This window comes from Arthrobacter sp. Z1-15 (assembly GCF_054792395.1).
Map to the genome: position 1 here is coordinate 102,147 of NZ_CP096454.1, position 23,310 is coordinate 125,456.

A 23,310-nucleotide genomic window follows, 5' to 3' on the forward strand; every position below is an offset into this window, starting at 1 on the left:
GGAAACAGTCCGCTCCTGCGAACGGCCCCCGCGTGCCACTGCCTGCACCGGGGATTCGGCCCTTGAAAGGGATAAACGTGTTGGTTTCTGGAAAATTCAGTACTGCAGCAGTCCTTATGTCGGTAGCAGCCCTCACCCTTACAGCCTGCGGCAGCGACAGCGCAACCGCCCCCGCCGGCGGTGCGCAGTCCTCCTCGCCGGAGAGCACGGTCACCGGAACCCTGTCCGGGGCGGGTGCGTCCTCACAGGACTCCGCCATGCAGGCCTGGATCGCCGGGTTCGGCGAAGCGAACCCGGGAGCATCCGTTCAGTACTCGGCGGACGGCTCAGGCGCCGGCCGCGAGGCGCTGCTGGCCGGAGGCGTGCAGTTTGCCGGTTCGGATGCCTACTTGGACGACGAAGAGGCCGCCGCTGCCGCCGAGGTCTGCGGCCCGGACGGTGCACTGCACGTTCCCGCCTATATTTCGCCGATCGCCGTGGCCTTCAACCTGCCCGGCCTCGACGCACTGAATCTGGATGCCGCCACGATCGCGAAGATCTTCCGCGGTGAAATCACGGCGTGGAACGATCCGGCCATCGCCGAGGCCAACCCCGGAGCGGACCTGCCCGGTACCCCGATCACCCCGGTGCACCGCGGCGACGAGTCGGGCACCACCAAGAACTTCACGGAGTACCTTGCGGCCGCAGCACCGCAGGCCTGGACGGATAAAGCCTCCGGTGAATGGCCTGCCGGAATCGGCAACGGGGAGAACGCCTCCGGCACCGGCGGCGTCGTCTCCCTCGTGACCTCCACCGCAGGGGCCATCACCTACGCCGATGCGTCAGCGGCCGGGGATCTGGGCACGGTCAGCGTCCTGGTCGGCAGCGACTACGTTCCGCTGAGTTCGGACGCTGCGGCAAAGGCCGTTGAAACATCCACTCCGGTCACCGGCGAGGGCCGGCCGGAAGGTGACATGGCCATGGAGCTTGACCGGGACACCGCCGAATCCGGCGCCTACCCGCTGGTGCTCGTGTCGTACCACGTGTACTGCACCGGGTACCCGGACGCCGAAACCGTTGAACTGGTCCAGGCCTTCGGCGAGTACGTGGTCAGCGAAGAAGGGCAGTCCGCCGCCGGAGAAGCCGCCGGCAGCGCCCCCCTCTCCGATGCACTGCGGAAGCAGGCAGTGACCGCCCTGGAGAGCATCAGCGTGTTGCAGCAGTAGAAAGTCGTGGGACAGTGAAAGTGGGCCCCGCAGACCTGCGGGGCCCACAAGCCTGCGGGAACGTGTTTGACCGGGACGGCGGAGGCCGGAGGGATGTTGACCGCCTCACCCTGGACGGGGGGCCCGCGCAGGGTCAGTAGAGTTTAAGCAGATGCCAGTGAAGAACCGAAGGGTTGTGCAGTGTCCAGCAAGTCCATAGAAGGCACCGGCGGTGCCGGCCGTGCCGGGGATAAGGTCTTTTCCGGCATAACGCTCCTGGCCGGCTGCCTCATCCTTCTTGTCCTGTTTTCCGTTGCCGTGTTCCTGCTCTGGCAGGCGCTGCCCACCTTTACGGCGGACTCTGCGGACATCAGCGGCGGCGAAGGTTTCCTGACCTATATTTGGCCGCTCGTCATCGGCACCGTGATAGCCGCCGCCATCGCCCTGGCGATCGCCACGCCGGTGGGCATCGGCGTCGCACTCTTCATCTCGCATTACGCACCGCGCCGCATGGCGCAGGGCCTGGGCTACCTTATTGACCTGCTGGCCGCCATTCCCTCGGTGGTCTACGGCGCCTGGGGCATGATGGTGCTGGCACCGGCGCTGGTGGGTCCTTACACCTGGCTGGCGGACAACGCCGGGTGGATCCCGATCTTTTCCGGTCCGGCCAGCCAGACCGGCAAGACCATGCTGACGGCCGGGATCGTGCTGTCCGTCATGGTGCTGCCGATCATCACATCGCTGACCCGGGAAATCTTCCTGCAGACCCCGAAGCTGCATGAGGAGGCCGCCCTGGCCATGGGCGCCACCCGGTGGGAAATGATCCGCATGGCAGTGTTTCCCTTCGCCCGCCCGGGCGTGATCAGCGCCGTGATGCTGGGCCTGGGCCGTGCCCTGGGTGAAACCATGGCAGTGGCCCTGGTGCTTTCCTCCGGCGGCCTGATTGCCAGCCTCATCCGGCCGGGGAACCAGACCATCGCGGCCGAAATCGCCCTGAACTTCCCCGAGGCCTACGGGCTGCGCCTGTCCGAGCTGATCGCTGCCGGCCTGGTGCTGTTCCTGATCACCCTGGCCGTGAATGTGATCGCACGCTGGATCATCAGCCGCCACAAAGAATTCTCCGGAGCCAACTGATGCAGACACAGACACTCAGCCGCCGTCCGGCCACGCTCACCAAGAACCGGCTGCCCCGCTACGCGGTGTGGGCCGCCCTGGGCGCAGCCGTCATCCTCGGTGCCGCTCTCTCCGCCCTGATCGGCTTCGGCATCGCAAGCTTTGCCATCTTCACCGCGGTGATCTTCGTTGTGTCGGCCACTGCCGTGACGGGCATCGTTGAAGGCCGCCGCCGTGCCGTGGACCGGTTTGCCACCTACTTGGTGTGCGGATCCTTCCTGCTGGCACTGGTTCCGCTGGTTTCGGTGATTTTCACCGTTTTGTCCAAGGGCCTCGCCGGGCTGAGCCCGGACTTCCTGTTCACCTCCATGGGCGGCATGACCGGCGCCGTGGACAACACCAGCGCCGAGACCGGCGGGCCGGTCATGGGCGGGGCGTACCACGGCATTGTGGGCACCCTGCTGATTACCCTGTGGGCCACCATCATTTCCGTGCCGATCGGCCTGCTGACCGCCGTCTACCTGGTGGAGTACAGCCACGGCGGGCCGCTGTCCCGGGCGATCACGTTCTTCGTTGACGTCATGACCGGCATCCCGTCCATTGTGGCGGGGCTCTTCGCGGCCGCCTTCTTCGGGCTGGTGTTCGGCCCGGGCGTTCGGACCGGCTTTGTGGCCGCCGTCGCGCTCTCCGTCCTGATGATTCCCGTGGTGGTGCGTTCCACCGAGGAAATGCTGAAAATCGTCCCGAATGAACTGCGTGAAGCCTCCTACGCCCTGGGCGTTCGGAAGTGGCGGACCATCCTCAAGGTGGTGGTGCCGACGGCGATCTCCGGTATTGCATCGGGTGTCACCCTCGCGATTGCCCGCGTTATCGGCGAAACGGCACCGCTGCTCGTCACCGCCGGGTTTGTGAACACCATCAACATGAACGTGTTCGCAGGCTGGATGACGACGCTGCCCACGTACATCTACCGCCAGCTGATGAGCCCCACCTCACCCACCAACACAGATCCCAGCACCCAGCGCGCCTGGGCGGCCGCGCTGCTGCTGATCATCATGGTGATGCTCCTGAACCTCGGCGCCCGCCTCATTGCCCGCCTCTTCGCGCCCAAGACCGGCCGCTGACCGGGCCAACCCGCACCGCGGCGGTGCCCGCACTGCACCGCCTCCCCGGAATTTCGAACAGAAGGAAAAACATGTCCAAGCGAATCGACGTCAAGGACCTCAACGTCTACTACGGCGACTTCCTGGCCGTAGAAAACGTCAACATCAATATCGAGGCGAAGTCCGTCACGGCGTTTATCGGCCCCTCCGGCTGCGGCAAGTCAACATTCCTGCGGACGCTGAACCGGATGCATGAAGTCCTGCCGGGCGCCCGCGTGGAGGGCGAAGTACTGCTGGACGGCGAAAACCTCTACGGCCCCGGGGTGGACCCGGTGACCGTCCGAAGCCACATCGGCATGGTGTTCCAGCGCCCCAATCCGTTCCCCACCATGTCCATCCGCGACAATGTGCTGGCCGGCGTGAAGCTGAACAACAAGCGCATTTCCAAGTCTGACGCCGATGACCTGGTGGAACGGTCCCTGACCGGGGCCAACCTGTGGAAGGAAGTCCGGGACCGCCTGGACAAGCCGGGGTCCGGTCTTTCCGGCGGCCAGCAGCAGCGTCTGTGCATCGCCCGCGCCATCGCGGTCTCCCCGGAGGTCATCCTGATGGACGAGCCGTGCTCGGCCCTGGACCCGATCTCCACCCTCGCCATTGAGGACCTCATTGAGGAGCTCAAGAGTGAGTACACGGTGGTTATCGTGACCCACAACATGCAGCAGGCAGCCCGGGTTTCGGACAAGACGGCGTTCTTCAACATTGCGGGCACGGGCAAGCCGGGCAAGCTGATCGAGTACGCGGACACCCCGGTGATCTTCAGCAACCCGGCCCAGAAAGCAACCGAAGACTACGTCTCCGGCCGCTTCGGATAGCCCCTAGCGGGCCCCTATCGGGCCCTGCAGGGCCGGCTCGGGGCTGGCTGCCGGCCGGCGCCGCAGCGCCGCAGGTCTGCACCTCGCGGGCCCCGGAGGCCGCTTAGGGCTGGGGTGCGGCTAGAGCAGCGGGCTGATCGCCAGGAAGAGGATTCCGCCGAGCACGGCGGTGGCCGGTGCCGTGGTCAGCCACGTGACCAGGATTTCCCGCAGCGGAATGAACCGGACCGTGGAAAACCGCTGGTTGGCTCCGGCGCCCACAATGGCCGAGGTCATGGTCTGCGTGCTGGAGAGCGGAATCTGCAGCCACAGGGCGCCCATGAACAGCATCGAGGAACTGGCCGCCGTCGCGCTCATTCCGCGCAGCGGGTCAATGCGCACGAGCCGGTTGCCCAGCGTGTGGCTGATCCGCCAGCCGCCGAAGAGGCTGCCAGCGGCCAGCGCGGTGCCGGCAAAAACCTGCACCCACAGCGGAATGCCGGCGTCTGAAGAGTACCCGGCGGCCACCAGAGCCAGGACAATCACGGCCATGGTCCGCTGCCCGTCCTGCATGCCGTGGCCGAGGGAAAACGCCGAGGTGAACACCGACTGGGCAATCCGGTTGCCGGCGTCGCCGCGGCGCGGTGAGCTGTAGCGCATCAGCCAGGTCGTGGGGAACACCAGCAGATAGGCCAGGACGAAGGCAACCACGGGGGAGAGCAGCAGCGGCAGGATAATCTGCTGCAGCAGCACCTGGTAGGACTCGGCAATGTTGGGCCCGCCCACCAGCGTGGAGGCAGCCCCGGAACCCACGATGCCGCCCACCAGTGCGTGGGTGGAGGACGAGGGCATCCGCCTCCACCACGTCCACAGCCCCCAGCCGCAGGCTGCCAGCAGCCCGGCGATCAGGATGCCCAGGCCCGGAGTTCCAGCGGGGAGCTGAATGAACCTGTCCGCCAGCACCAGGGCCAGGGCCGTGCTCAGCAGGGCACCGGTGAGGTTGAAGACGGCGGCCAGGAGGATGGCTACGGTTGGAGTGAGGGCCCGGGTGCGCACCGAGGTGGCAATGGAGTTGGAGACGTCATGGAAGCCGTTAATGAACGCGTAGGCTCCGGCAAAGAGCACGACGGCGGCCAGCAGGACCGGCTCCACCTAGGATTCCCGGACCAGGATGCCGCCCACGGAGGTTGCACACCGGCGAAGCTGGGTACTGGTTCCTGCCAGCTGTTCGGCAAGGTCCCGGTGGCGCGCGTAGCTGAGGGCTTTATGGTCGCGGAGCAGTTCGGAAACCCAGATGCGGTGGGTGCGTTCGGCGCGCTTGGACAGCCGCAGCATTTCAATCCAGTAGTCGTCGAGGTCCTCAAGGGAGGCGAGCCGGCGCATCGCGCCGACGGTCAGTTCCGACTGCCGCCCAATCACCTCGAGCTGTTCGGCGGCACGGGCGGAGATGCCCGTGAGGCGGTACAGGGACACTACTTCCGCGGCCGCATCCAGGTTCTCCATTGCCGACATCAGGATGATTGAAAGGTCATACAGATCCTCGCGCGGCAGGGGATTGATGAAACTGGACCGCATCTGGGTCATCAGGGCGAAGTGCAGATCAGTGGATTCGGCCTCCAGCTGATGCATCTGCTCAGCGAGGCGCTCGTAGTCCGCCGGTTCGGCACCGAGGACTTCGGAGAGGGTGCCCGCTCCGCGCACCAGCACGCTTCCCATCTTGGACAGGAGCTCCAGCCCGGCGTTTTCCTGGGGAAAAAGCCGCAGCCTCACTGGGAGATCCGGGAACGTCGGGTGCCGTCTGGGCCCTGCATGAAGTAGGTCACGGGCCTAAGATTATCGGCTGGGCGGGAAGACACAAAAGCGGTGCCGGACCGGGAGCGCCTCTCGGCGGAAGGCCGCTCGAAGCGGCTCTAAGTTGAAGCCCGGGGGTTCCGCAGTCCGACACCAATTTCAGTTTTCTACGCTTGGCCGACGATGTCAACACGAGGCCCGGCGGGCACCTAGTCCAGCTCTCCCCGGCGCCATGCGGCAGCGGAATGCTCGAGGTCTTCGGCGGTCCTGACGAGCTGGCGTGCATTGCGGGTCAGCTGGCTGGCTGTTCCGGTGCTTCCGATCTCCGCCGAATCCGCGTGGTGGGTCTGGCCCAGGGCCACTACGCGGCAGAACGCGGCGAAGCGCTCCAGCGCCACATCAAACTCTCCTTCGAAGGCTCCGGAGAGGATGGTGTCGGCCATGATCTTGACTTCTTCTGCCCCCAGAGGCTCGGCGACGCCGGCCACCACCTTGGAGACCTGGGCGACGTCCTTGCCCGCAGCGTAGTAGGCCGCGATGCGCTCCGGATTCTGCTGCGTGGCGGCGCGGAGGGCATACAGGCGCCAGAGGGCGCCGGGAAGGGACCGGGCAGGGCTTTCCGCCCAGAGTTCCGCGATGGACTCCAGCCCCTGTTTGTCGGCGAGCTTCACCAGGCGGCGGGTGATCTCCGGATCGTCGCTCTCCCGTCCGTGATGGACCAGGGCCTGCGCGGCCAAATGGGCCGCTTCCGAGACCCGGGCAGGATCCGCACCTCCGGGGAAGTTGGCGAAATCCAGCGGAGCGTACAGCTTGGGCTTGTGGTGCCGTGGCGGCATGGAATTCGACTCACTCATATTTTGAGAATACTCCGCCGCGCAAACAGGCGTCGAGGCGGTCCGGCGCCGCCGCCGGGGTTCCGAAGGGGAGTTCGGGGCCGTGAAATGTAAAGGACTGCCTCGGCGGTTTCGTGAGATGCGTCCCGGGTGCGATAAAGTGGAGAAGTCGATTCGTCGACGGCTGGACCGGTCTCAGGTTCGGGTGGGGATTCCTGTCGGAAAACCTGCGCTGAAACTGTCGGAAAAGCCGTCCCGAAATGGCGGGGGGCCTTTAGCTCAGTTGGTAGAGCATCGGACTTTTAATCCGTGGGTCGTGGGTTCGAGCCCCACAGGGCCCACCATGGACGGGCCGTGTCATTCGTTTGAGGATGGTGCGGGACTTCGGCAGCACCCCGGTTTTCGAACCGGGGTGCTTTTCTTTGTCCGGGGTGTTTTTGCCTTCCCGCAGAGCCTTGCCGCAGGTCCCCTTTCCTCCGTGGTCAGGAGGGGGCGTCGGCGCTGTGTTCGACAACGGCGGCCTGTTCGACGACGGCGGCCTGCTCGACGACGGCGACCTGTTCGACGACGGCGGCCGGCACGGGGCGGCGACGCGAGGTGTCGAATTTCATGAGTTTATGCGTTCCGTCGCAGTAGGGCTTGATCGCTGATCCGCCGCACCTGCACAGGGCCACGGTTTCACGGTCCCGGGGAATCGGCACACCGTCCGGAGTGACGATCTCAAAGTCTCCGCGGACCAGCAGGGGACCGTTCGGGCAGGCCACCACGGAGGCGGCAGGCCTACCGGCACGGGGGTCCGGATCAGCGGGGGAATCCTGTACCGAAGAATCCTTTGCAGACGAATCCTGTCCGGGGGAGCCGTGAGCCGGGCAGCTGCTGCAGCAGGCGGCGTCGGTCACGGCGTCACTCCGGCAGCCAGTGCAGCTCCGACGAGCGCGCCTGCCCCGGGAGCTGCGGCAGGGTCCGCGTCGCGGAGGGCGGAGCGGCCGTCCTGCCACGCAGAGAGCTGGTCTTCCCCCATCATCGCGTCCAGGGCAAGGACCGTCGCGGCCCCGAAGATCACATCCGGCAGCAGGCCGGGATCCGACTCCACGAGCCCGCCGGCAAGGTCCCGCGCGGCAATCTGCTCGTGTACGGCGTCGGCTTCCACGTGCTCGTCGAAGTAGTAGGTCACGTCTTCGCCGAAGCCAAGCCGGCGGAACCCGCGCGCATAGAAAGAATTGGGGATGGATGAGGTCATTTCAAAGGCTGCCAGATGCCCGGCGATGGCACCGCGCAGCCGCCGGTTGAGGCCAAACAGGGACATGGCGTTGGACGAGGCCAGAGTCAGTGCCGGCACAAAGTCCAGGTACCACCCGTACTCCGTCTCCAGCTCCAGGCCCTTCATCGTGACGGCGAAGAGGTGGGAGTGCATGCGTTCGGGGCGGCCGCCGCCGTATTCGTCGGCCTGGATCTCGATCAGTGCGGCCTTTGCCCGGCCCACCGGGAGGCGGGGTATGGCCCAGCTGTGGGGATCGGCTTCCTTCAGCTGATAGACGGAGCGCAGGATGAGGAACTCCTGCAGCTGTTCCCTGGTGGCCTTCGAGGCGACGAAGCGGGACACACTGGGCCCGTCGTCGTCGGCTGCCATACGGAACAGTTCCTCGGCCACCGCCTCGCTGGTGGCTTCAGGCAGCCCGGGGACGGGGACGGCGCGGCGGAGGGCTGCTTCAAACGCTTCCTCGAGCTCCAGCCGCAGGGCCACCAGACCCGGATGCCACTCGAGGCTGTCCGGAACGCCTTCCAGTCCGCTGTAGTGGAGCTCGTACAGGCAGAAAAGGGTCAGCTGCAGGTCCTCGTCGCGAAAGATATCGGACGTTTCGCCTACGGCACGCCGAGACGCTTCCGTCACGGAGGCAAGCTCCCGCGCTGACGGGCCGTCCGGCGTACGCAGCAGGTCGAAGAGTTCGGTGCTGACAGGTCCGCGCGCTGCGGGAATTTTCATTCTGGTCCTTTGTGCTCCGTGAAAAACGTGCTCCGTGCCGGGAGCGGCGGAAGCCGCAGCCCATAGCGGTAATTCAAGGACATCAGCATACTTGGTATTCCTCTGCCGCACCCAAACACCTTTCCCTGCCCGGGCCGGCGGACATTGACGTTTACGTCCATCCGGCGTGAGATGGGATGAACGGATAACGCAAACTGCGCCGGGGAGGGCACTCATGCCGCAAGTTGATGCCGGAGCGGGGTTCCTCGTTACGGCACTGATCATCATGGCCGCTGCCTTCGCGCTGACCGCGTTCAGGGTGGACGCCGCGTTGGACAGGGGAGACGGCGAGAAGCTGTTTTGGATCGGTTTCACCGGCCTGCTGGCCGCCCTGCTGGCCGTTGCATGGGCGGTGGCCGGCAATCCCGGCGCGGGACCTTGGATCGGGCTCGCGGCCGTCGCCGGGGCAGGGGGTGCTGCCGGTTGGGTGCAGGCACGCCACCGGCGGCGCGTCCAGGACCGGTTGAGGAACGAACGGGCCCGGGCCGTCGCGGCTCTGGAGCGCCGGCATGAGACTGTCCTGCTCAGCTGGAGCTCCTATGAGCTGGATGAGTGGAAGGCCGAGGAGAAGCCCGGCCTGAAGGATCCGGCCAGGCCCGAAACCAAATCCCTAATGCGGGCCATGAAGGCGGCGGCGGCCCTTCGTCCCCTTGAAGGGGCTGCGGAGGCCCCGGGGGCGGAGCTGGACAAATACGCGGCCGCCGTAGCCGGGCTGGAGCAGGCATGGGCCGCCGCGGAGGCAGCCGGAGGCGATGACAGGGCCGCGTAGTCCTGCCGCGGAAGAACTCTGGACGAAACGCCGTTTGGGTGTCAGGCTCGGGGCATGACCGGGCGCAGCAGGGACGATGTCAATTTCTCCCACAACCTTGATAACAGCCGCTACGAGCTGCGCGTGGGAGGTGAGCTGGTGGGAACCGCAGAATACGCGGAATACAGTGAAGAACCGGATTCCGTGGCTCTCACCCATACCGTGGTCCGGGAGGAATTCCGGCACCAGGGTTATTCCTCGATGCTGGTGAAATTCGCGGCCGAGGACATTATCGCTTCGGGCCGGCGCATCAAGCCTTACTGCTCCTACGCGGCGTCCTATTTGGGGAAACACCGGGAGTTCAGCCATCACGTGTCGTGGCCCCAGGAAACCCGCTGACCTAGCTCTGCCGGCTTTCACCGCTCCGCTGGAAACCTGCCAAAACAGGGCTGCTGCGTTAATTGAAGCTGGCTCCCCGCTCTGCATATGGGGGGAACGCAGAAGGGGGAGCCAGTGAAAATAGTATAGTTGCATCCGTCCGGAGAAACCAATCGGGGGGAGTCATCCGTGGCAGTGTCTGCGAAAGCGTTCCAGGACTGGCGCGCCAAAGCTGCCCCTCTCGAAACTACGGCCGACCTGTGCCGGCTGGCCGGCATCAAACGCTCTACACTTGCCCAGCAGCTTGTGCGCGGCAAGGTCTCGGTTAGCACCGTGGTTCGGGTGGCGCGGGCCTGCGACCAGGACCCCGTCGAGGCGCTGTCCTTTTTTGAGGAGTACCACGACCTCCAGGCCGGGATGCGCCCCCCAACTTCTGCGGAACTGATCAGCCAGGTGACCTATGTCTGCATCCTGGAGCAGGTGGTGGCGCGGAGCAGGCAGCCCGGCATCTCACCCGAGGAACTGCCCGCCCTGTGCGCCTTTCCGCACCGGTACTCGGTACGCGGCTGGTTCGAGGCCGTTGATCCCGGTGACCTGCGGCAGCGGCTGAGCGCCAGCACCGGCGTGGCGCCGCAGAACCTCTCCGCCCAGCTCACGGCCGGGCGCCTGGCCAGCGGCCTCGCCGTGGAAGCGGCCCGGCTGGCCGGCGTTTCGCTGACCAGCGGCCTTGTGGCAACCGGTCTGCTCACTCCGGACGAATGCGGCTGGCCGCCCGGCGGACGCGAGCAGGCACTCGCCCGGCTCTCCGATGCCGATCTGGTGATCCTTGCCCGGGACCGGCTGGATGCGCTGGGCAAGGTTCTGAAAAAGGTCGAGAACGATGAAAAAAACAACTTCGCACTCTTGGAGAAATTGGGATGACGCTACAGTGGGCAGCCTTGGGCGCGACCCTTTTCTTCGCGCTGCTGCGGGTTCCGGGCGCAATTCGGGGTGAGAACCGGGGAATGTTCTCTGCACTGATTCTCCTGTCCGCGGCCATGGCGCTGAGTATTCCTTTCTTTTACCTGCCGGTGGACGCACTGCTCGGCGGTGTGAATCTCGCGAACCTCCTCCTTCGGTATTTGCTGTTTGCCGTTCTCCTGATCCTGGGGCTGAAGGCCGCCGCGGCTTTCCAGGCCCCGCTGGCCGCGCGTTTGATCGGCGGGCCGGCCGGGATACTCGTCCTGACAGCTGCAACGGTGGCAGTGGCGGTGTTTTACAGGCTCAGCGACCTGCCCGAATCCTCCACGGCGCTTGCCGACTACTGGGACCAGGACACGGTCCACGCGTACGGGGACAGCTCCAGGCTCTACCAGATCTATGTGGGGGCGTGCCTTGTCCCTTCACTGTTCGGTTCCGCCGCTGCCTTCCGGCGTCCAGCCGGTATTCGGCTCAGCGCCGCCCTCCTGGCCCTGGGGCTGTCCACCGCCGTGATTCACTCCGTGCTGTCCCTCACCGTCGTGAATCCGGACATTGGGGTCTGGGATACCGTGCTTCCCTATTCCGCGGTCATCATGGTGTCTTTGGGACTTGCCCTCCTGTGGAACTCGCACCGGATCGCCAAGCGGCATCCCAAGCCGGGCCTGCTGGCCAGGGCCTACGCCTCCAGATAAAGAATCGGCAACGAACATTCACATTTTCATCATCCTGTGTCAGAATAATGATTATGTAACATCCGCTGCCTGTGGGGGGTCAGCGTGAGGTTACAACCGAAGCCAGCGGATTGCTCCGCTGGCTTCGTTGTATCCGTTTGCCGGAATGTGCGGCCAACGCAAAAAAGCGGGAGTTCCGGTAAATCCGAAGCTCCCGCTTTTGCATTTACCCGCAAATGCGGTGCTATTGGGCGTCGAGGTCCGTTTCCAGGATTTTGGCGAGGGCATCGAGGGCTTCGTCGGCGCCGTCGCCCTCGGCACGCAGCACCACCACATCCCCGTTGGAAGCGCCCAGGCTCATCAGCGACAGCATGCTGGCTGCATCCATCGCTTCGTCGGCGGGCTCTCCCTCCATGGCAATGGTGACGTCCACCGGCTGCGCCGCCGCGGCCTCGGCAAAGATCGACGCCGGGCGCGCATGCAGGCCAACCCGGCTGGCAATAGTGGCTTTACGTTCTGGCATGGGATGTTTCCTTCCGGTTGTACTGAACAGTGGGGAGGCCGGTCACAGGCCCAGCTCATCCAGGATGGCCAGCTTGCTGCGCACCGCCGTCCGCGCCTCCGCGGCGGACCCGGCAGCCAGGGCAAGGGACGCCAGGTCCCTGGCCTCTGCGATGCTCACCGAGGCCAGGACCGCGCCTACGGAAGCCAGTGCCCGCGGGGTCATGGACAGGGTGTTGACTCCCAGCCCCGCCAGCACGACGGCGAGTGCCGGGTCCGCGGCCGACTCCCCGCAGACTCCCACATTCTTGGGTGCCTCCAGGGAGTCCGATCCGGCCGCAGCCTCGGCCGCCCGGGCGCCGTCGACCGTGCTTTTAATCAGCTGCAGGACTGCCGGCTGCCAGGGGTCGTTCAGGGTTGCCAGGGAGCCAAGCTGACGGTCAGCCGCCATGGTGTACTGCGTTAGGTCATTGGTGCCGAGCGAGGCAAAGCGAACCTTCGCCAGAATTGCCTGCGACATCACGGCGGCCGCGGGGACCTCGATCATGACCCCGGGGATGGCAAGTCCCGCCCCGGTGCACATGACGGCAAAGTCCGCGGCTTCCTCAGCGGTGGCGATCATGGGAGCCATCACCCAGACATCCGCCTCGTGGGCACCCGCTGCAATCGCAATTGCCTCCAGCTGCCGTTCCAGCACCCCGGGGGAAGTGCGGTCCGTCCGGTAGCCGCGGACGCCAAGCGCCGGGTTGGGTTCGGTGGTGTCCGTCAGGAACGGAAGCGGTTTGTCTGCTCCGGCGTCCAGGGTGCGGATCACGACCTTCCGGCCCGGAAAGGCCTCGAAGACGGTCCCGTAGGCCTGCACCTGCTCCTCCACTCCGGGCTCGGAGTCGCGGCCCAGAAAGCAGAATTCGGTGCGCAGCAGGCCGATGCCCTCGGCGCCCGCCACGGCAGCGGCCCGGGCGTCCTTGCCGGAACCCACGTTGGCGAGCAGCGGAACGGCGTACCCGTCCGATGTCATGCCCTTGCCGCTGAACGGCGGAAGGGAAACCCGGGCAGCGTACTTTTGGGCTGCTTCCCGCTCGGCCGTTCCGGGGTCCACCACCACGGTTCCGGCTGCCCCGTCGAGAAAGAGCTCGGCGCCGTCGGCGATTGATTCGGACTCCGCGGCACCAACCACGGCGGGCAGGCCCAGGGAGCGGGCCAGGATGGCGGTGTGGGACTGCGGCCCGCCCCCGGACGTCACGAGGCCGATGACCTTGGCGGGATCCAGGGTGGCGGTGTCGGCGGGAGCAAGTTCTTCGGCAATGAGGATGAACGGAACGTCGGACGCCGGGATCCCGGGGGCGGGCAGCCCGTCGAGCCGGGCCACGATCCGGGCCCTGACGTCCAGGACATCCTGGGTGCGCTCGGCCATGTAGCCGCCCAGGCTCTGCAGCATGGCAGCCACTTCCAGTCCGGCTTCCCAGACAGCCCGTTCCGGAGTCATCCCGGCGTTGATGTGCTTGCCGGCGGCCTTGAGCAGCATGGGGTCCGTGGCCATCATGGCCGTTGCGTTCAGAACGGCTTTCGCGTCTCCCGACGCCGTCTCCGCCCGGTGGCGCAGATCGTCCCGCACGTCCTCCGCCGCGTCCCTGAGGCGTGCTTTTTCACCGTCAACCGTTTGCTCCGCCCCGAACCGGGCATCTGCTGCGGGCTCGGGCACCGGTGGCGGCATCCGCAGTGAGGGCCCCAGCACCCGCCCGGCGCTGACTCCGATTCCCGTGATGGTCCGCATCAATGTGCCTCTCGCTGGATGGATGGTGGGTTATGCAATGACAGGCTCCTCCGTGCGCTTGCGCGCCGTCAGACGCTTAAGGGCAACATAGATCAATCCTGAGGCCACCATTCCCGCGAGGATAGCCACAATGAACATCAGCACGTTGCCGATGGCGAAGAAGACGAAGATCCCGCCGTGCGGGGCCTGCGACGTGACGCCGGTGCCCATGCAGATGGCACCCGCCACGGCACCGCCGACCATGCAGGAGGGGATAACCCGGAACGGGTCCGCTGCGGCAAACGGAATGGCTCCCTCCGAAATGAAGGCGGCACCCAGCAGCCAGGCAGCCTTGCCGTTTTCCCGCAGGGCCATCGAGAACTGCTGCTTGTCCAGGACGGTGGCCAGCGCCATGCCCAGCGGCGGAACCATGCCTGCGGCCATGACTGCCGCCATGATCTGCCAGGGTGCCTGGTTCTCGAAACTGCCTTCGCCGAGTCCGGCGACGGCAAAGGCATACGCAACTTTGTTGATGGGGCCGCCGAGGTCCGAGCCCATCATCAGGCCCAGAATAATGCCCAGCACGACGGCGGCAGCCCCCGACAGTCCGGTCAGCCAGTCGTTGAGGGCGAGGGTTAGGCCGGCAATCGGTCCGCCCAGGACCAGGATCATCAGGCCCGAGGCTATCAGGGAGGCAACGAGCGGAATGATGACCACGGGCATGAGTCCCCGCAGCCAGGACGGCACCTGCCAGCTGCCCACCCACTTGGCAACGTAGCCGGCCAGCAGGCCGCCGATGATGCCGCCGATGAATCCGGCGTCCATAAAGATGGCGACGGCGCCGGCCGTGAAGCCTGGGGCAATGCCGGGACGGTCGGCGAGCGCGTAGGCGATGTAGCCGGCCAGCGCAGGCACCAGGAAGCCGAGGGACAGGTTGCCGATCTTCCAGAACACGGCGCCGAGATAGGTCAGCAGGCCTTCCTCCCCGGGGTTGAACAGCGTGTTCCCGTCGAGGATGAGGTCACCGGTGAGGTTGCCGTCGTCGTCGGCCAGCGAGAGTTCGTACCCGCCGAGCAGGAAGCCCAGGGCAATCAGCAGTCCGCCGCCGGCAACAAACGGAATCATGTAGCTGACGCCGGTGAGCAGCGCACGCTTGAGCTGGCCGCCGAAACCCTCGCCGCCGCCGCTGCTGTCGGAGTCCCGTTCCTCGCCTCCCGAACCTCCGCCGCCGGCAACCCGGCGCGCATTGGGGTCCTTTGCGGAAGCGAGTGCTTCATCAATCATCACGCCCGGCTCGTCGATGCCCCGCTTCACGGGGCCGCTGACCACGGGCAGGCCGGCGAAGCGGCCCTTGTCCCGCACATCGACATCGGTCGCAAAGATAACGGCATCCGCGTTCCGGATCACCGAGGGATCCAGCGGGGTGGAGCCCGCCGATCCCTGAGTCTCCACCTGCAGGTCGATGCCGCGCTCCGCTGCCGCCGCCGCCAGGGAGTCCGCAGCCATGTACGTGTGGGCAATGCCGGTGGGGCAGGCTGTGACGGCGACAAGCCGCCGGGTCTCCCCGCTGCCGGACCGTCCCCCGGCCTGCTCCCCGGTCAGGGGATCCGCTTCCGCCGCCCCGGCGTTTCCTTCCCCGGCACTAACGCCGGATGTCCTGGCGCCTGCGGTGTGGGCGCCGCCGGGAGCACCGGCTGTGGAAGCGGCAGCGCCGGCCGCTCCGGAACCCGCCGCACCGGCTGTCCCTGAAGCCGCTCCGGCCTGCGATTCCGGAACGGGACCCAGGCCGAGTGCGCCGTCCACCAGTTCCACGATTTCCGCGGGGGACTGTGCCGTCCGGAGTGCCGCGGTGAAGTTCTTCTTGATCAGGGAGCGGGCCAGTTTGGCCAGCAGCTGCAGATGCTCCTGGTCCGCACCCTCGGGCGCGGCAATGAAGAAGACAATGTCCGCCGGGCCGTCTTTGGCGCCCCACTCCACCGGCGGGCTGATGCGGGCCATGGCCAGCGAGGGCTGGGTAACGGCAGCGGACCGGCAGTGCGGAATGGCTATGCCGCCGGGAACACCCGTTGCCGTTTTGGCCTCGCGGGCCATCGCATCGGAATAAAGGTCCTCGAAACTCGTGGCACGGTGGGTCGAGACGACATTCTGGACCAGGTGGCGGATCACCTCGGACCGTTCAGATCCCAGGTTTTGGTCCAGCGTGACCAACTCCGGAGTGATGAGTTCAGACATTAGTCTTCCTCCTTGGTGGATGCTGCCCGGGTTGAGCTGGTGTGCGGGCCCGCGACGGTGCCGGCTATCTCCGTCACGGTCACCGCGCCGGGATCGGTCTGGGCGAGTGTCGGGACAGTGGTGCCCGGCAGGGAGGCTGCCGCGGCTCCGTGGGCGACGGCCTGGCGCAGGCAGTCCCGGGGCGGCGCTCCGGCGACGTCGGCGAGAAGGAAACCCGCCAGCGAAGAATCGCCGGCGCCCACGGTGGAGCGGGCCTCCACGGGAGGACGGGTTGCGTGCCAGGCGCCGTCGGCCGTGACCAGCAGCGCCCCCTTGGGGCCGAGGGTCGCCAGGACTGCGCCGACACCCCGGGCGATCAACGTCCGCGCCGCGCTGACGGCCAGGCCGGAATCCGCTTCGAGTTCATCCTCGGTCCCTATTCCGGTCACCTCCGCCAGCTCCTCGGCATTGGGTTTGAGCAGGTCCGGGGTGGCGTTGTGGAGGAGCGCCCCGAGAAGCGGCGGGCCGGAGGAATCAATGGCAATCCGCGGCGCCCGGTCTCCGAAGCGCTGCCGGACGGCATGCGCAACCAGTGCATACAGATCCGGTGACGCACCCGGCGGGAGGGAGCCGGCAAGCACCAGCCAGGACGCCGGGGAGCCGTCCTCGCCGGCAGCGCACGTGGTGACCAGCAGGTTGATGAGGCCTTCCTGTTCTCCGGCGTCGAGGGGCGGGCCCGGGAGGTTGATCTTGGTGGTGGTTCCGTCCGGCTCCGTGAGCGTGATGTTGCTCCGGAGCGTGGCAGCTATGGGCAGATTGGCGTAGCTGACACCTGCCGTGCGCAGCCCGGCCATCACGGGATCATCGTCGCGGCCCGGAAGGACGGCTACCGCCCGGACCCCGGAGGCGCTCAGGGCCCGGCAGACGTTGACGCCTTTGCCGCCGGGGTCTTCGCTGATGGCCGCGGCGCGCTGCACGGCGCCGCGGACCAGTGTCCCGGGCAGTTCAACGGTCCGGTCCAAGCTGGGATTGACGGTGAGGGTGACGATCATTGAACCACCATGGTTGGGCTCCTGGGAGTGCTGCAGCTTCAGCCGGCTCCGGGCGGCTGTGGCGCTCGCCGGTGCTGCTGCTGTGGGGGAATCATTGGCCGGTGTTGGTTTGGTGTTGGTTGGGAGCTCAGGCATTAGCACCCGCAGGCTGTGGCGCGCACCACGTCCGGTGCGCTCTGTCCAGCGTACTTTTGGGAGATTGGCGCGTGCAATGTCCTGCGCCGGGACGGACCTCCGCCGCGGCACATTGCTTGGCGGCGGCCTCCGCCGAGCAATGCCGGCGGGCAGCTGTGCACCTCCGGGCAGAAGCGGGCAGAAGCGGGCAGGGCGGCGGTTTAGGGTGGGTGGATGCACATTGAATCGTGGTCGGCGCCCGCGGATGCCCGCTCCGGGACCCATCTCCTGGTGATGCTGCACGGCTACGGCGCCGATGAAGCCGGAATGGTCCGCCTTTTCCCGTCGCTTCCCGCCGGAATCACCGGTGTTGCCCTGCGCGGCAGCTTCCCCGTGGGGGATTCCTTCGGGTGGTTCCTGCTGGATCCCTACCTCGGCTCGGACACCTCCGACGTGCTGGAGGCTGCAGCCGGGCTGCTCTCCCGGGTGGACCGCATCCGGGCCGAAGGCGCCTTCACGGGTGTCTCACTGCTCGGGTTCTCCCAGGGCATGGCCATGGCGACCACGCTGCTGCGGCTGCGTCCGGCCGGCTTCGACGCCGTTGTCGGACTGTCCGGTTTTATCGCCGAAAACGAACTGCTGGCCATGGCCGAACCGCTGCCGGAGCCGGTTCCGTACTTTTGGGGGCGGGACCGAAACGACTGGGTGATCAATGAAGATGCGATTTTCCATACGGAGATTTGGCTTCGGGAAAATACGGCGTTGACGGCACGGACGTATCCCGGGATGGGGCACTCCATCGGGTCCGAAGAGGTCCGTGATGTGGGAATCTTTTTGCGCCGTTATGTATTGCCTTCCCCTTGATCTGACGCGAAATACAAAGGGGCCTAACATTGATAACCGACGAAGAAAAATCGACTTCGACTACTACCTAAGCATGCTTATGAAGTAGAGTGGAGGAAAGCGCGGCCCACAGGTCGCTCAGTAAAACAACGAAATCATCACTCGTTCACACAGCAAGGAGTACATCATGGGTTTCATTGCTTTCCTTATTCTGGGTCTTATCGCCGGTGCAATCGCAAAGGCTATCCTTCCGGGCCGTCAGGGTGGCGGCTGGATCGCTACTCTGGTCCTCGGCGTCATCGGCGCCCTGCTCGGCGGCTGGATTGGCGGCGCACTCTTCGGCGCTGACATCAACGAGTTCTTCTCCATCGAGACCTGGCTTGTAGCCATCCTGGGCTCCCTCGTTGTCCTCGTGATCTACGGCTTCGTTACTCGCAAGAGTGGCAACCGCGCCTAGTTTCATGAGTTCCGCGCCTCGGCGCGGACCCCTGCACTAGCTGCAGGCAGCGGGGCCGGCGGATTTCCGCCGGCCCCGCTTTTTTCGTATCACCCTCACGTAGGCTTAACCCGGCCGGGTCACCGCGCCGGTTCGCCGAAGTTGGAAAAGGAGCGTTGCCGTGGGTTTTGCATCCAACCGTGCCTTCAAGGTTGCCGGAGGGGCCGTCTTCGAGAAGGACGGAACACCGAAAGCCGGACTCCTGAGGGCAATGGAACGGGCCGTCGAGGTCCAGCGTCCATTGGTCCTGGCCAACATCCGCAGGCTGCAGCGCAAGCATCCGCACGCGACGCCGGCGGAACTGGTGACGATCATCGAGAAGCACTACCTGGCCACCGTGACGGGCGGGGGAGCCGCTGTGGGAGCCACCGCCGTCGTACCCGCCATCGGCACCATGGCCGCCCTGGGCCTGTCCGCGGCAGCAACCGTGGGCTTCCTCGAAGCCACGGCGCTTTTTGCCCAGTCCGTGGCTGAACTTCACGGCGTGCACCTGCTGGATCCTGAGCGGTCACGGACCATGGTCATGGCCATCATGCTGGGCGAAGAAGGAACTGCCATGATGCAGTCCGTTGCCGGACGCGGAGCCAAGCCCTGGGCCAGCTCGCTGGGCGGCATGTCCTCCGGAGTGATGGGCAGTGTGGGTTCCTCGATCCGCAGGCAGTTCACCAAGCGCATCATTGCCCGCCAGGGCACTGCCATGCTGGGCCGCGCGCTGCCGCTCGGAGTTGGCGCAGTGGTGGGCGGCGCGGGCAACCACGCAATGGGCAAGGGGGTCATCAAGACGGCACGGAAGGCCTTCGGCCCGGCTCCGGAGAGCATCCCCGGCGAACTGGCGGACGACCTGCGGAAGCTTCCGGAGAGCGATTCGTAAACCGCCCGCCGGTCCCGACGCCCGGCCCTTTCCGGCCGGGCGTCTGCCCGGTCCGGCGGTCCGGGCGCAGTCCTAGCCGAAGACCGCGTGCGCGATGCTGAAGATCGCCAGGCCGGCCAGCGAACCGACCACCGTGCCGTTGATGCGGATGAACTGCAGGTCCTTGCCCACCTGGAGCTCGATCTTCTCGGACGTCTCCTGTGCATCCCAGTGCTCAACCGTTTCGGTGATCACCGCGGCGATGTCGCTGCTGTACGTCTTGACCAGGTAGCCGGCGCCGTCGGCGATCCAGGTGTTCACCTTCGCGGCGAGTTCCGCGTCGGTGCTCAGCCGGCGGCCGAAGTCCTGTACGGCAGCCTTGAAGTTCCGCGTCAGCTCACTGTCCGGATCGTCGACGGCGGTGGTCAGGGCATTCTTGATGGTGGCCCAGGTCTGGGTGATGAGCTGCTGGACCCGGGGATCGTCGAGGACCTGTTCCTTGATGGCGTCTGCCTTGGCCATCACGGCCGGGTCTTCCTGCAGATCCCGGGCCAGGCCCTTGAGGTAGTCGTCCAGGGCGCGGCGCAGCTCGTGGTGCTGGTCCTCCTGCACGGCGGTCAGGAAGCGCCGGACCTCCACCTGCACGCGGTCTCCCACCAGGTCATCCACAAAGGACGGCACCCAGGACGGCGAGCGCTGGGTAACCAGTTCGGAGATGACATCCGGGTTGGCGGCCACCCAGTCGCTGATGCTGTCCACCACCAGGTTCACCAGCTGGTGGTGGTGGCCCTCGTCGAAGACCCGTTCCGCCACCCGGCCCATGGGCGGGCCCCAGGGCGGGTCCACCACGTGGCGCCGGAACATGGACTCCAGGACGCTCTTGACGGCGTCATCATCCAGGACGCGCAGGATGCCGCGGATTGCCGCCGATCCTTCGGTCGCCACGCGGGCTGCGCTCTCCGGGCGTTCCAGCCAGGCTCCTGCCTTCTGCGCGAGTTCCATGGAGCCGAGCTTTTGGCGGATGACCTCCTCGGAAAGGAAGTTGCTCTCCACGAACTGCCCCAGGGAGGCGCCAATCTGGTCCTTCTTGCGGGGAATGATCGCGGTATGCGGGATTTTTACGCCCATCGGGTGCTTGAAGAGCGCCGTGACGGCAAACCAGTCGGCCAGCGCGCCCACCATGCCGCCCTCGGCTGCGGCACGGACGTACTGCAGCCACGGGTAGCGGTCCTGCAGGGCGAACGAAAAGACGAAAATGACCGCCAGCAGCACAAGCAGGCCGGTGGCCAGCATCTTCATCCGCCGCAGGCCTGCGGCGCGCTCGACGTCGTTCAGCAGCGGGACGCTCATGCGCGGGCTCCGCCGGTCCGGACGCGCCGGACGGGATGTGTCGAAAGTAAGGTCATGCCGCTCCTCGTGCTTGTGCCGGACCGCGTGCCCCGGCCGGTTCGGCGCGGGGCAGGAGCCGGCGAGCCGAATATAGTCTCCAGCCAATATTGTCAGTCTGCTGCGCAGGGTGCCATCTCGGCAAACGCGGGGCGCCCTGCGGTGTCCTAGGACAAGCTGCAGCCGTGTGATTGAGTGGGATGATGGCTGCTCCGATTGAGGACTACGCGCTCGTGTCTGACCTTCACACGGGTGCCCTGATATCCCGGCGGGGAAGCATTGACTGGCTGTGCCTGCCCCGGTTTGATGCGCCGTCGGTATTCGGGGCGCTGCTGGGAACGCAGGACCACGGACGCTGGCTGCTGGCGCCGGACGGAGCCGCCGACGTCGTCCACCGCAGCTACGCGGGCTCCACCTTCATTCTGCAGACCCGTTGGGCCACCGAAACCGGAAGTGTTTTGGTCACTGAATTTATGCCTGTGGGGGACGGCCGTGCCTCGATCGTGCGGCGGGTGGAGGGAATCAGCGGCACCGTGGATATGCGCCAGGAGCTGGAGGTTCGTTTCAACTACGGCACCGTCCTGCCGTGGATGCGCCGGGACCCGTACCCGCACGGAGAACGCCTGCTGGCCATTGCCGGACCGAGCGCACTGGTGCTGCGCGGAGGAAACCTGCCCCTGGCCGAAGACCACCGCCACGTGGGCAGGTTCAGCGTTAAGGCCGGGGAACAGGTGGACCTGGAGCTCACCTGGTTCCGTTCACACTCCGCCGTTCCCGCACTGACGGACATCGATGCCGCGCTGGAGGCCACGGCCGCCTACTGGGAAAGCTGGGCGGCGCACTGCAAACCTGCACCGAAGTACATGCCGGCGGTCCGGCGCTCCCTGCTGGTGCTGCGGGCGCTCACGCACGAGTCCACCGGCGGCATTGTGGCGGCCCCCACCACCTCGCTTCCGGAAGTCGCCGGCGGGGAGCGGAACTGGGACTACCGCTACTGCTGGCTGCGGGATGCGGCCCTGACGCTGGAAGCCATGCTGGGCCACGGCTATGCGGATGAAGCGCTGCAGTGGCGCAACTGGCTGCTCCGCGCGGTGGCGGGGGATCCGGAGGACCTGCAGATCATGTATGCCGTGGACGGTGCCCGTGACCTGCCCGAACGCATCCTGACACAGTTCTCCGGCTACCGCGGAGCCGTTCCCGTCCGGGTGGGAAACCGGGCCGTCAGCCAGTACCAGGCCGACGTCGTCGGCGAAGTGATGGTGGCGCTGGCCAAGCTGCGGGAGAACGGGGTGGCCGAGGACCACTTCTCCTGGCCGCTGCAGCGCGCCCTGATGTCCTTCCTGGAGCGCCACCTGGAAGACAAGGACCACGGCATCTGGGAAATGCGCGGCGAACCGCAGCACTTCACCCACTCCCGCGTCATGATGTGGGCCGCCTTTGACCGGGCGGCGGCCGCGGCCCGGACCTACGGCCTGGACGGGCCGGTGGAACTGTGGGATGCCCTGCGGGACGGACTGCGCGAGGAAATCCTGAACCGCGGGTACAACCCCGAACTGGGGTCGTTTACGCAGTATTACGGCAGCTCGGAGGTGGATGCCTCCCTCCTACAGCTGCCCCAGGTCGGTTTCCTGCCGTACGACGACGAACGCATGCTCGGCACGGTGGCGCGGCTGGAGAAGGATCTGCTGACCGAATCCGGGCTGCTGCTGCGCTACGCCACCCAAACCGGGGTGGACGGCCTGCCCGGCGGCGAAAACCCCTTCCTCGCCTGCAGCTTCTGGCTGGTGGAGCAGTACGCCGCGACCGGCCGGGAAGAGGAAGCCGCCGCCCTCATGGACCAGCTGGTGGGCTATTCCAATGAGCTGGGTCTGCTGAGTGAGGAGTACGATCCGGTAAACAGCACCATGGCCGGGAATTTCCCCCAGGCTTTTTCCCACCTTGCCCTGGTCCGGGCCGCAGATGCGCTGAACAACGCAGCCCGGCTGCCGGGCCGGACGTCCCCTGTGCCCACCGGCGCAGTTTCCCCCAGTGAAAGAAGCACATGAACCGCCACAGCATTTCAGCCGCCGCCATGGCCTCCCTGCTGACCATTAGCGCCGTGAACCATTTCCGCAATCCCAAGTTCTACAACGCCGTGGTGCCCCGGAGCATCAGCACTGACACCGGCGGCAAGCTCGGCGTGATGACGCGCCGGCAGTGGACGCATCTGAGCGGCGGCCTGGAGTTCGCCGCAGCCGCCGGCCTCCTGCTGCCGGCCACACGCCGGGCTGCGGCCACGGCAACGACGCTGATGTACGTTGCCTTCATCGCAGGGCACCTCAGCGCCCTGCAGCGCGCCTTCGGATCGCGCGGCTCCGATCAGCAGAAGGCCATCCACCTGGCCCGCCTGCCGCTGCAGCTGCCCCTGATCCGATGGGCCTGGAGCCTGCGCCGGTAGGAGGGCCGGACC

Annotated in this window: 23 protein-coding genes and 1 tRNA gene; 14 read left to right on the plus strand and 10 right to left on the minus strand. The window is 66.4% G+C overall.

The window, feature by feature from the left end; all coding sequences use genetic code 11:
- The first annotated feature begins 116 nt into the window (after positions 1-116).
- From pstS to pstB, 4 genes are all read left to right on the plus strand, one after another.
- A complete protein-coding gene (gene pstS, locus M1D40_RS00505; RefSeq protein WP_461169815.1) occupies positions 117-1,205 on the plus strand; it encodes a phosphate ABC transporter substrate-binding protein PstS in 1,089 nt (362 codons plus the stop codon).
- Positions 1,206-1,385: 180 nt separating this feature from the next.
- Positions 1,386-2,318 carry a phosphate ABC transporter permease subunit PstC gene (pstC, locus tag M1D40_RS00510; RefSeq protein WP_341394647.1) on the plus strand — a complete coding sequence of 311 codons (933 nt, stop codon included), beginning with the start codon at positions 1,386-1,388 and terminating at the stop codon, positions 2,316-2,318.
- The gene (gene pstA, locus M1D40_RS00515; protein ID WP_341394648.1) at positions 2,318-3,421 is read left to right on the plus strand and encodes a phosphate ABC transporter permease PstA; all 1,104 of its coding nucleotides are present in this window, start codon (positions 2,318-2,320) and stop codon (positions 3,419-3,421) included. The genes pstC and pstA overlap by 1 nt, the downstream gene beginning before the upstream one ends.
- A gap of 71 nt (positions 3,422-3,492) precedes the next feature.
- Entirely contained in the window at positions 3,493-4,272 is a 780-nt protein-coding gene (gene pstB, locus M1D40_RS00520) for a phosphate ABC transporter ATP-binding protein PstB (protein WP_341394649.1), read from the plus strand.
- Between the two features lie 120 nt (positions 4,273-4,392).
- On the opposite strand, the gene M1D40_RS00525 is transcribed toward pstB, so the two are convergent.
- The 3 genes from M1D40_RS00525 to M1D40_RS00535 form a co-directional block, all read right to left on the minus strand.
- The gene (locus M1D40_RS00525; protein ID WP_341394650.1) at positions 4,393-5,403 is read right to left on the minus strand and encodes an inorganic phosphate transporter; all 1,011 of its coding nucleotides are present in this window, start codon (positions 5,401-5,403) and stop codon (positions 4,393-4,395) included.
- Complete coding sequence (locus M1D40_RS00530) at positions 5,404-6,021, minus strand: DUF47 domain-containing protein (RefSeq protein WP_341394651.1); 618 nt, start codon at positions 6,019-6,021, stop codon at positions 5,404-5,406.
- A 230-nt stretch (positions 6,022-6,251) separates the two neighbouring features.
- Entirely contained in the window at positions 6,252-6,896 is a 645-nt protein-coding gene (locus tag M1D40_RS00535; RefSeq protein ID WP_341394652.1) for a hypothetical protein, read from the minus strand.
- A gap of 247 nt (positions 6,897-7,143) precedes the next feature.
- On the opposite strand from M1D40_RS00535, the gene M1D40_RS00540 reads away from it, so the two are divergent.
- A tRNA-Lys gene (locus tag M1D40_RS00540) sits at positions 7,144-7,219 on the plus strand.
- A gap of 138 nt (positions 7,220-7,357) precedes the next feature.
- On the opposite strand, the gene M1D40_RS00545 is transcribed toward M1D40_RS00540, so the two are convergent.
- Entirely contained in the window at positions 7,358-7,642 is a 285-nt protein-coding gene (locus M1D40_RS00545; RefSeq protein ID WP_461169816.1) for a CDGSH iron-sulfur domain-containing protein, read from the minus strand.
- Between the two features lie 128 nt (positions 7,643-7,770).
- Entirely contained in the window at positions 7,771-8,859 is a 1,089-nt protein-coding gene (locus M1D40_RS00550; protein ID WP_461169817.1) for an iron-containing redox enzyme family protein, read from the minus strand.
- 214 nt (positions 8,860-9,073) lie between these two features.
- On the opposite strand from M1D40_RS00550, the gene M1D40_RS00555 reads away from it, so the two are divergent.
- The 4 genes from M1D40_RS00555 to M1D40_RS00570 all read left to right on the plus strand — a co-directional run bounded on the left by M1D40_RS00555 (position 9,074) and on the right by M1D40_RS00570 (position 11,676).
- Positions 9,074-9,667 carry a hypothetical protein gene (locus tag M1D40_RS00555; protein WP_461169818.1) on the plus strand — a complete coding sequence of 198 codons (594 nt, stop codon included), beginning with the start codon at positions 9,074-9,076 and terminating at the stop codon, positions 9,665-9,667.
- A gap of 54 nt (positions 9,668-9,721) precedes the next feature.
- On the plus strand, positions 9,722-10,045 hold the full coding sequence (locus tag M1D40_RS00560) for a GNAT family N-acetyltransferase (RefSeq protein ID WP_341394655.1): 324 nt from the start codon (positions 9,722-9,724) through the stop codon (positions 10,043-10,045).
- Positions 10,046-10,213: 168 nt separating this feature from the next.
- A complete protein-coding gene (locus tag M1D40_RS00565; protein ID WP_461169819.1) occupies positions 10,214-10,945 on the plus strand; it encodes a hypothetical protein in 732 nt (243 codons plus the stop codon).
- A gap of 83 nt (positions 10,946-11,028) precedes the next feature.
- Positions 11,029-11,676, plus strand: coding sequence for a hypothetical protein (locus tag M1D40_RS00570; protein ID WP_461169820.1), 648 nt, complete (start codon positions 11,029-11,031; stop codon positions 11,674-11,676).
- A 223-nt stretch (positions 11,677-11,899) separates the two neighbouring features.
- Here the strand turns inward: M1D40_RS00570 and M1D40_RS00575 are convergent, their stop codons facing one another.
- From M1D40_RS00575 to M1D40_RS00590, 4 genes are read right to left on the minus strand one after another with little or no spacing between them, the layout of a single operon-like run.
- Positions 11,900-12,178, minus strand: a complete 279-nt coding sequence (locus tag M1D40_RS00575) for an HPr family phosphocarrier protein (RefSeq protein ID WP_461169821.1) — start codon at positions 12,176-12,178, stop codon at positions 11,900-11,902.
- 42 nt (positions 12,179-12,220) lie between these two features.
- The gene (gene ptsP, locus M1D40_RS00580; protein ID WP_461169822.1) at positions 12,221-13,930 is read right to left on the minus strand and encodes a phosphoenolpyruvate--protein phosphotransferase; all 1,710 of its coding nucleotides are present in this window, start codon (positions 13,928-13,930) and stop codon (positions 12,221-12,223) included.
- A gap of 30 nt (positions 13,931-13,960) precedes the next feature.
- On the minus strand, positions 13,961-16,141 hold the full coding sequence (locus M1D40_RS00585) for a PTS fructose transporter subunit IIABC (protein WP_461169823.1): 2,181 nt from the start codon (positions 16,139-16,141) through the stop codon (positions 13,961-13,963).
- On the minus strand, positions 16,141-17,172 hold the full coding sequence (locus M1D40_RS00590) for a 1-phosphofructokinase family hexose kinase (protein ID WP_461171090.1): 1,032 nt from the start codon (positions 17,170-17,172) through the stop codon (positions 16,141-16,143). The genes M1D40_RS00585 and M1D40_RS00590 overlap by 1 nt, the downstream gene beginning before the upstream one ends.
- A 348-nt stretch (positions 17,173-17,520) precedes the next feature.
- On the opposite strand from M1D40_RS00590, the gene M1D40_RS00595 reads away from it, so the two are divergent.
- The 3 genes from M1D40_RS00595 to M1D40_RS00605 all read left to right on the plus strand — a co-directional run bounded on the left by M1D40_RS00595 (position 17,521) and on the right by M1D40_RS00605 (position 19,496).
- Positions 17,521-18,150 carry an alpha/beta hydrolase gene (locus tag M1D40_RS00595; RefSeq protein ID WP_461169824.1) on the plus strand — a complete coding sequence of 210 codons (630 nt, stop codon included), beginning with the start codon at positions 17,521-17,523 and terminating at the stop codon, positions 18,148-18,150.
- A gap of 166 nt (positions 18,151-18,316) precedes the next feature.
- The gene (locus M1D40_RS00600) at positions 18,317-18,586 is read left to right on the plus strand and encodes a GlsB/YeaQ/YmgE family stress response membrane protein (RefSeq protein WP_341394662.1); all 270 of its coding nucleotides are present in this window, start codon (positions 18,317-18,319) and stop codon (positions 18,584-18,586) included.
- Between the two features lie 160 nt (positions 18,587-18,746).
- Positions 18,747-19,496, plus strand: a complete 750-nt coding sequence (locus M1D40_RS00605) for a hypothetical protein (RefSeq protein WP_341394663.1) — start codon at positions 18,747-18,749, stop codon at positions 19,494-19,496.
- A gap of 72 nt (positions 19,497-19,568) precedes the next feature.
- Here the strand turns inward: M1D40_RS00605 and M1D40_RS00610 are convergent, their stop codons facing one another.
- A complete protein-coding gene (locus M1D40_RS00610) occupies positions 19,569-20,825 on the minus strand; it encodes a DUF445 domain-containing protein (protein ID WP_341394664.1) in 1,257 nt (418 codons plus the stop codon).
- Between the two features lie 239 nt (positions 20,826-21,064).
- Here M1D40_RS00610 and M1D40_RS00615 point away from each other — a divergent pair, with 239 nt between their 5' ends.
- Together M1D40_RS00615 and M1D40_RS00620 are read left to right on the plus strand one after the other, a co-directional pair.
- Positions 21,065-22,906 (plus strand): glycoside hydrolase family 15 protein, encoded by a 1,842-nt coding sequence (locus tag M1D40_RS00615; protein ID WP_341394665.1) that lies wholly within the window; start codon positions 21,065-21,067, stop codon positions 22,904-22,906.
- The gene (locus M1D40_RS00620) at positions 22,903-23,298 is read left to right on the plus strand and encodes a DoxX family protein (protein ID WP_461169825.1); all 396 of its coding nucleotides are present in this window, start codon (positions 22,903-22,905) and stop codon (positions 23,296-23,298) included. The genes M1D40_RS00615 and M1D40_RS00620 overlap by 4 nt, the downstream gene beginning before the upstream one ends.
- Positions 23,299-23,310 lie beyond the last annotated feature (12 nt).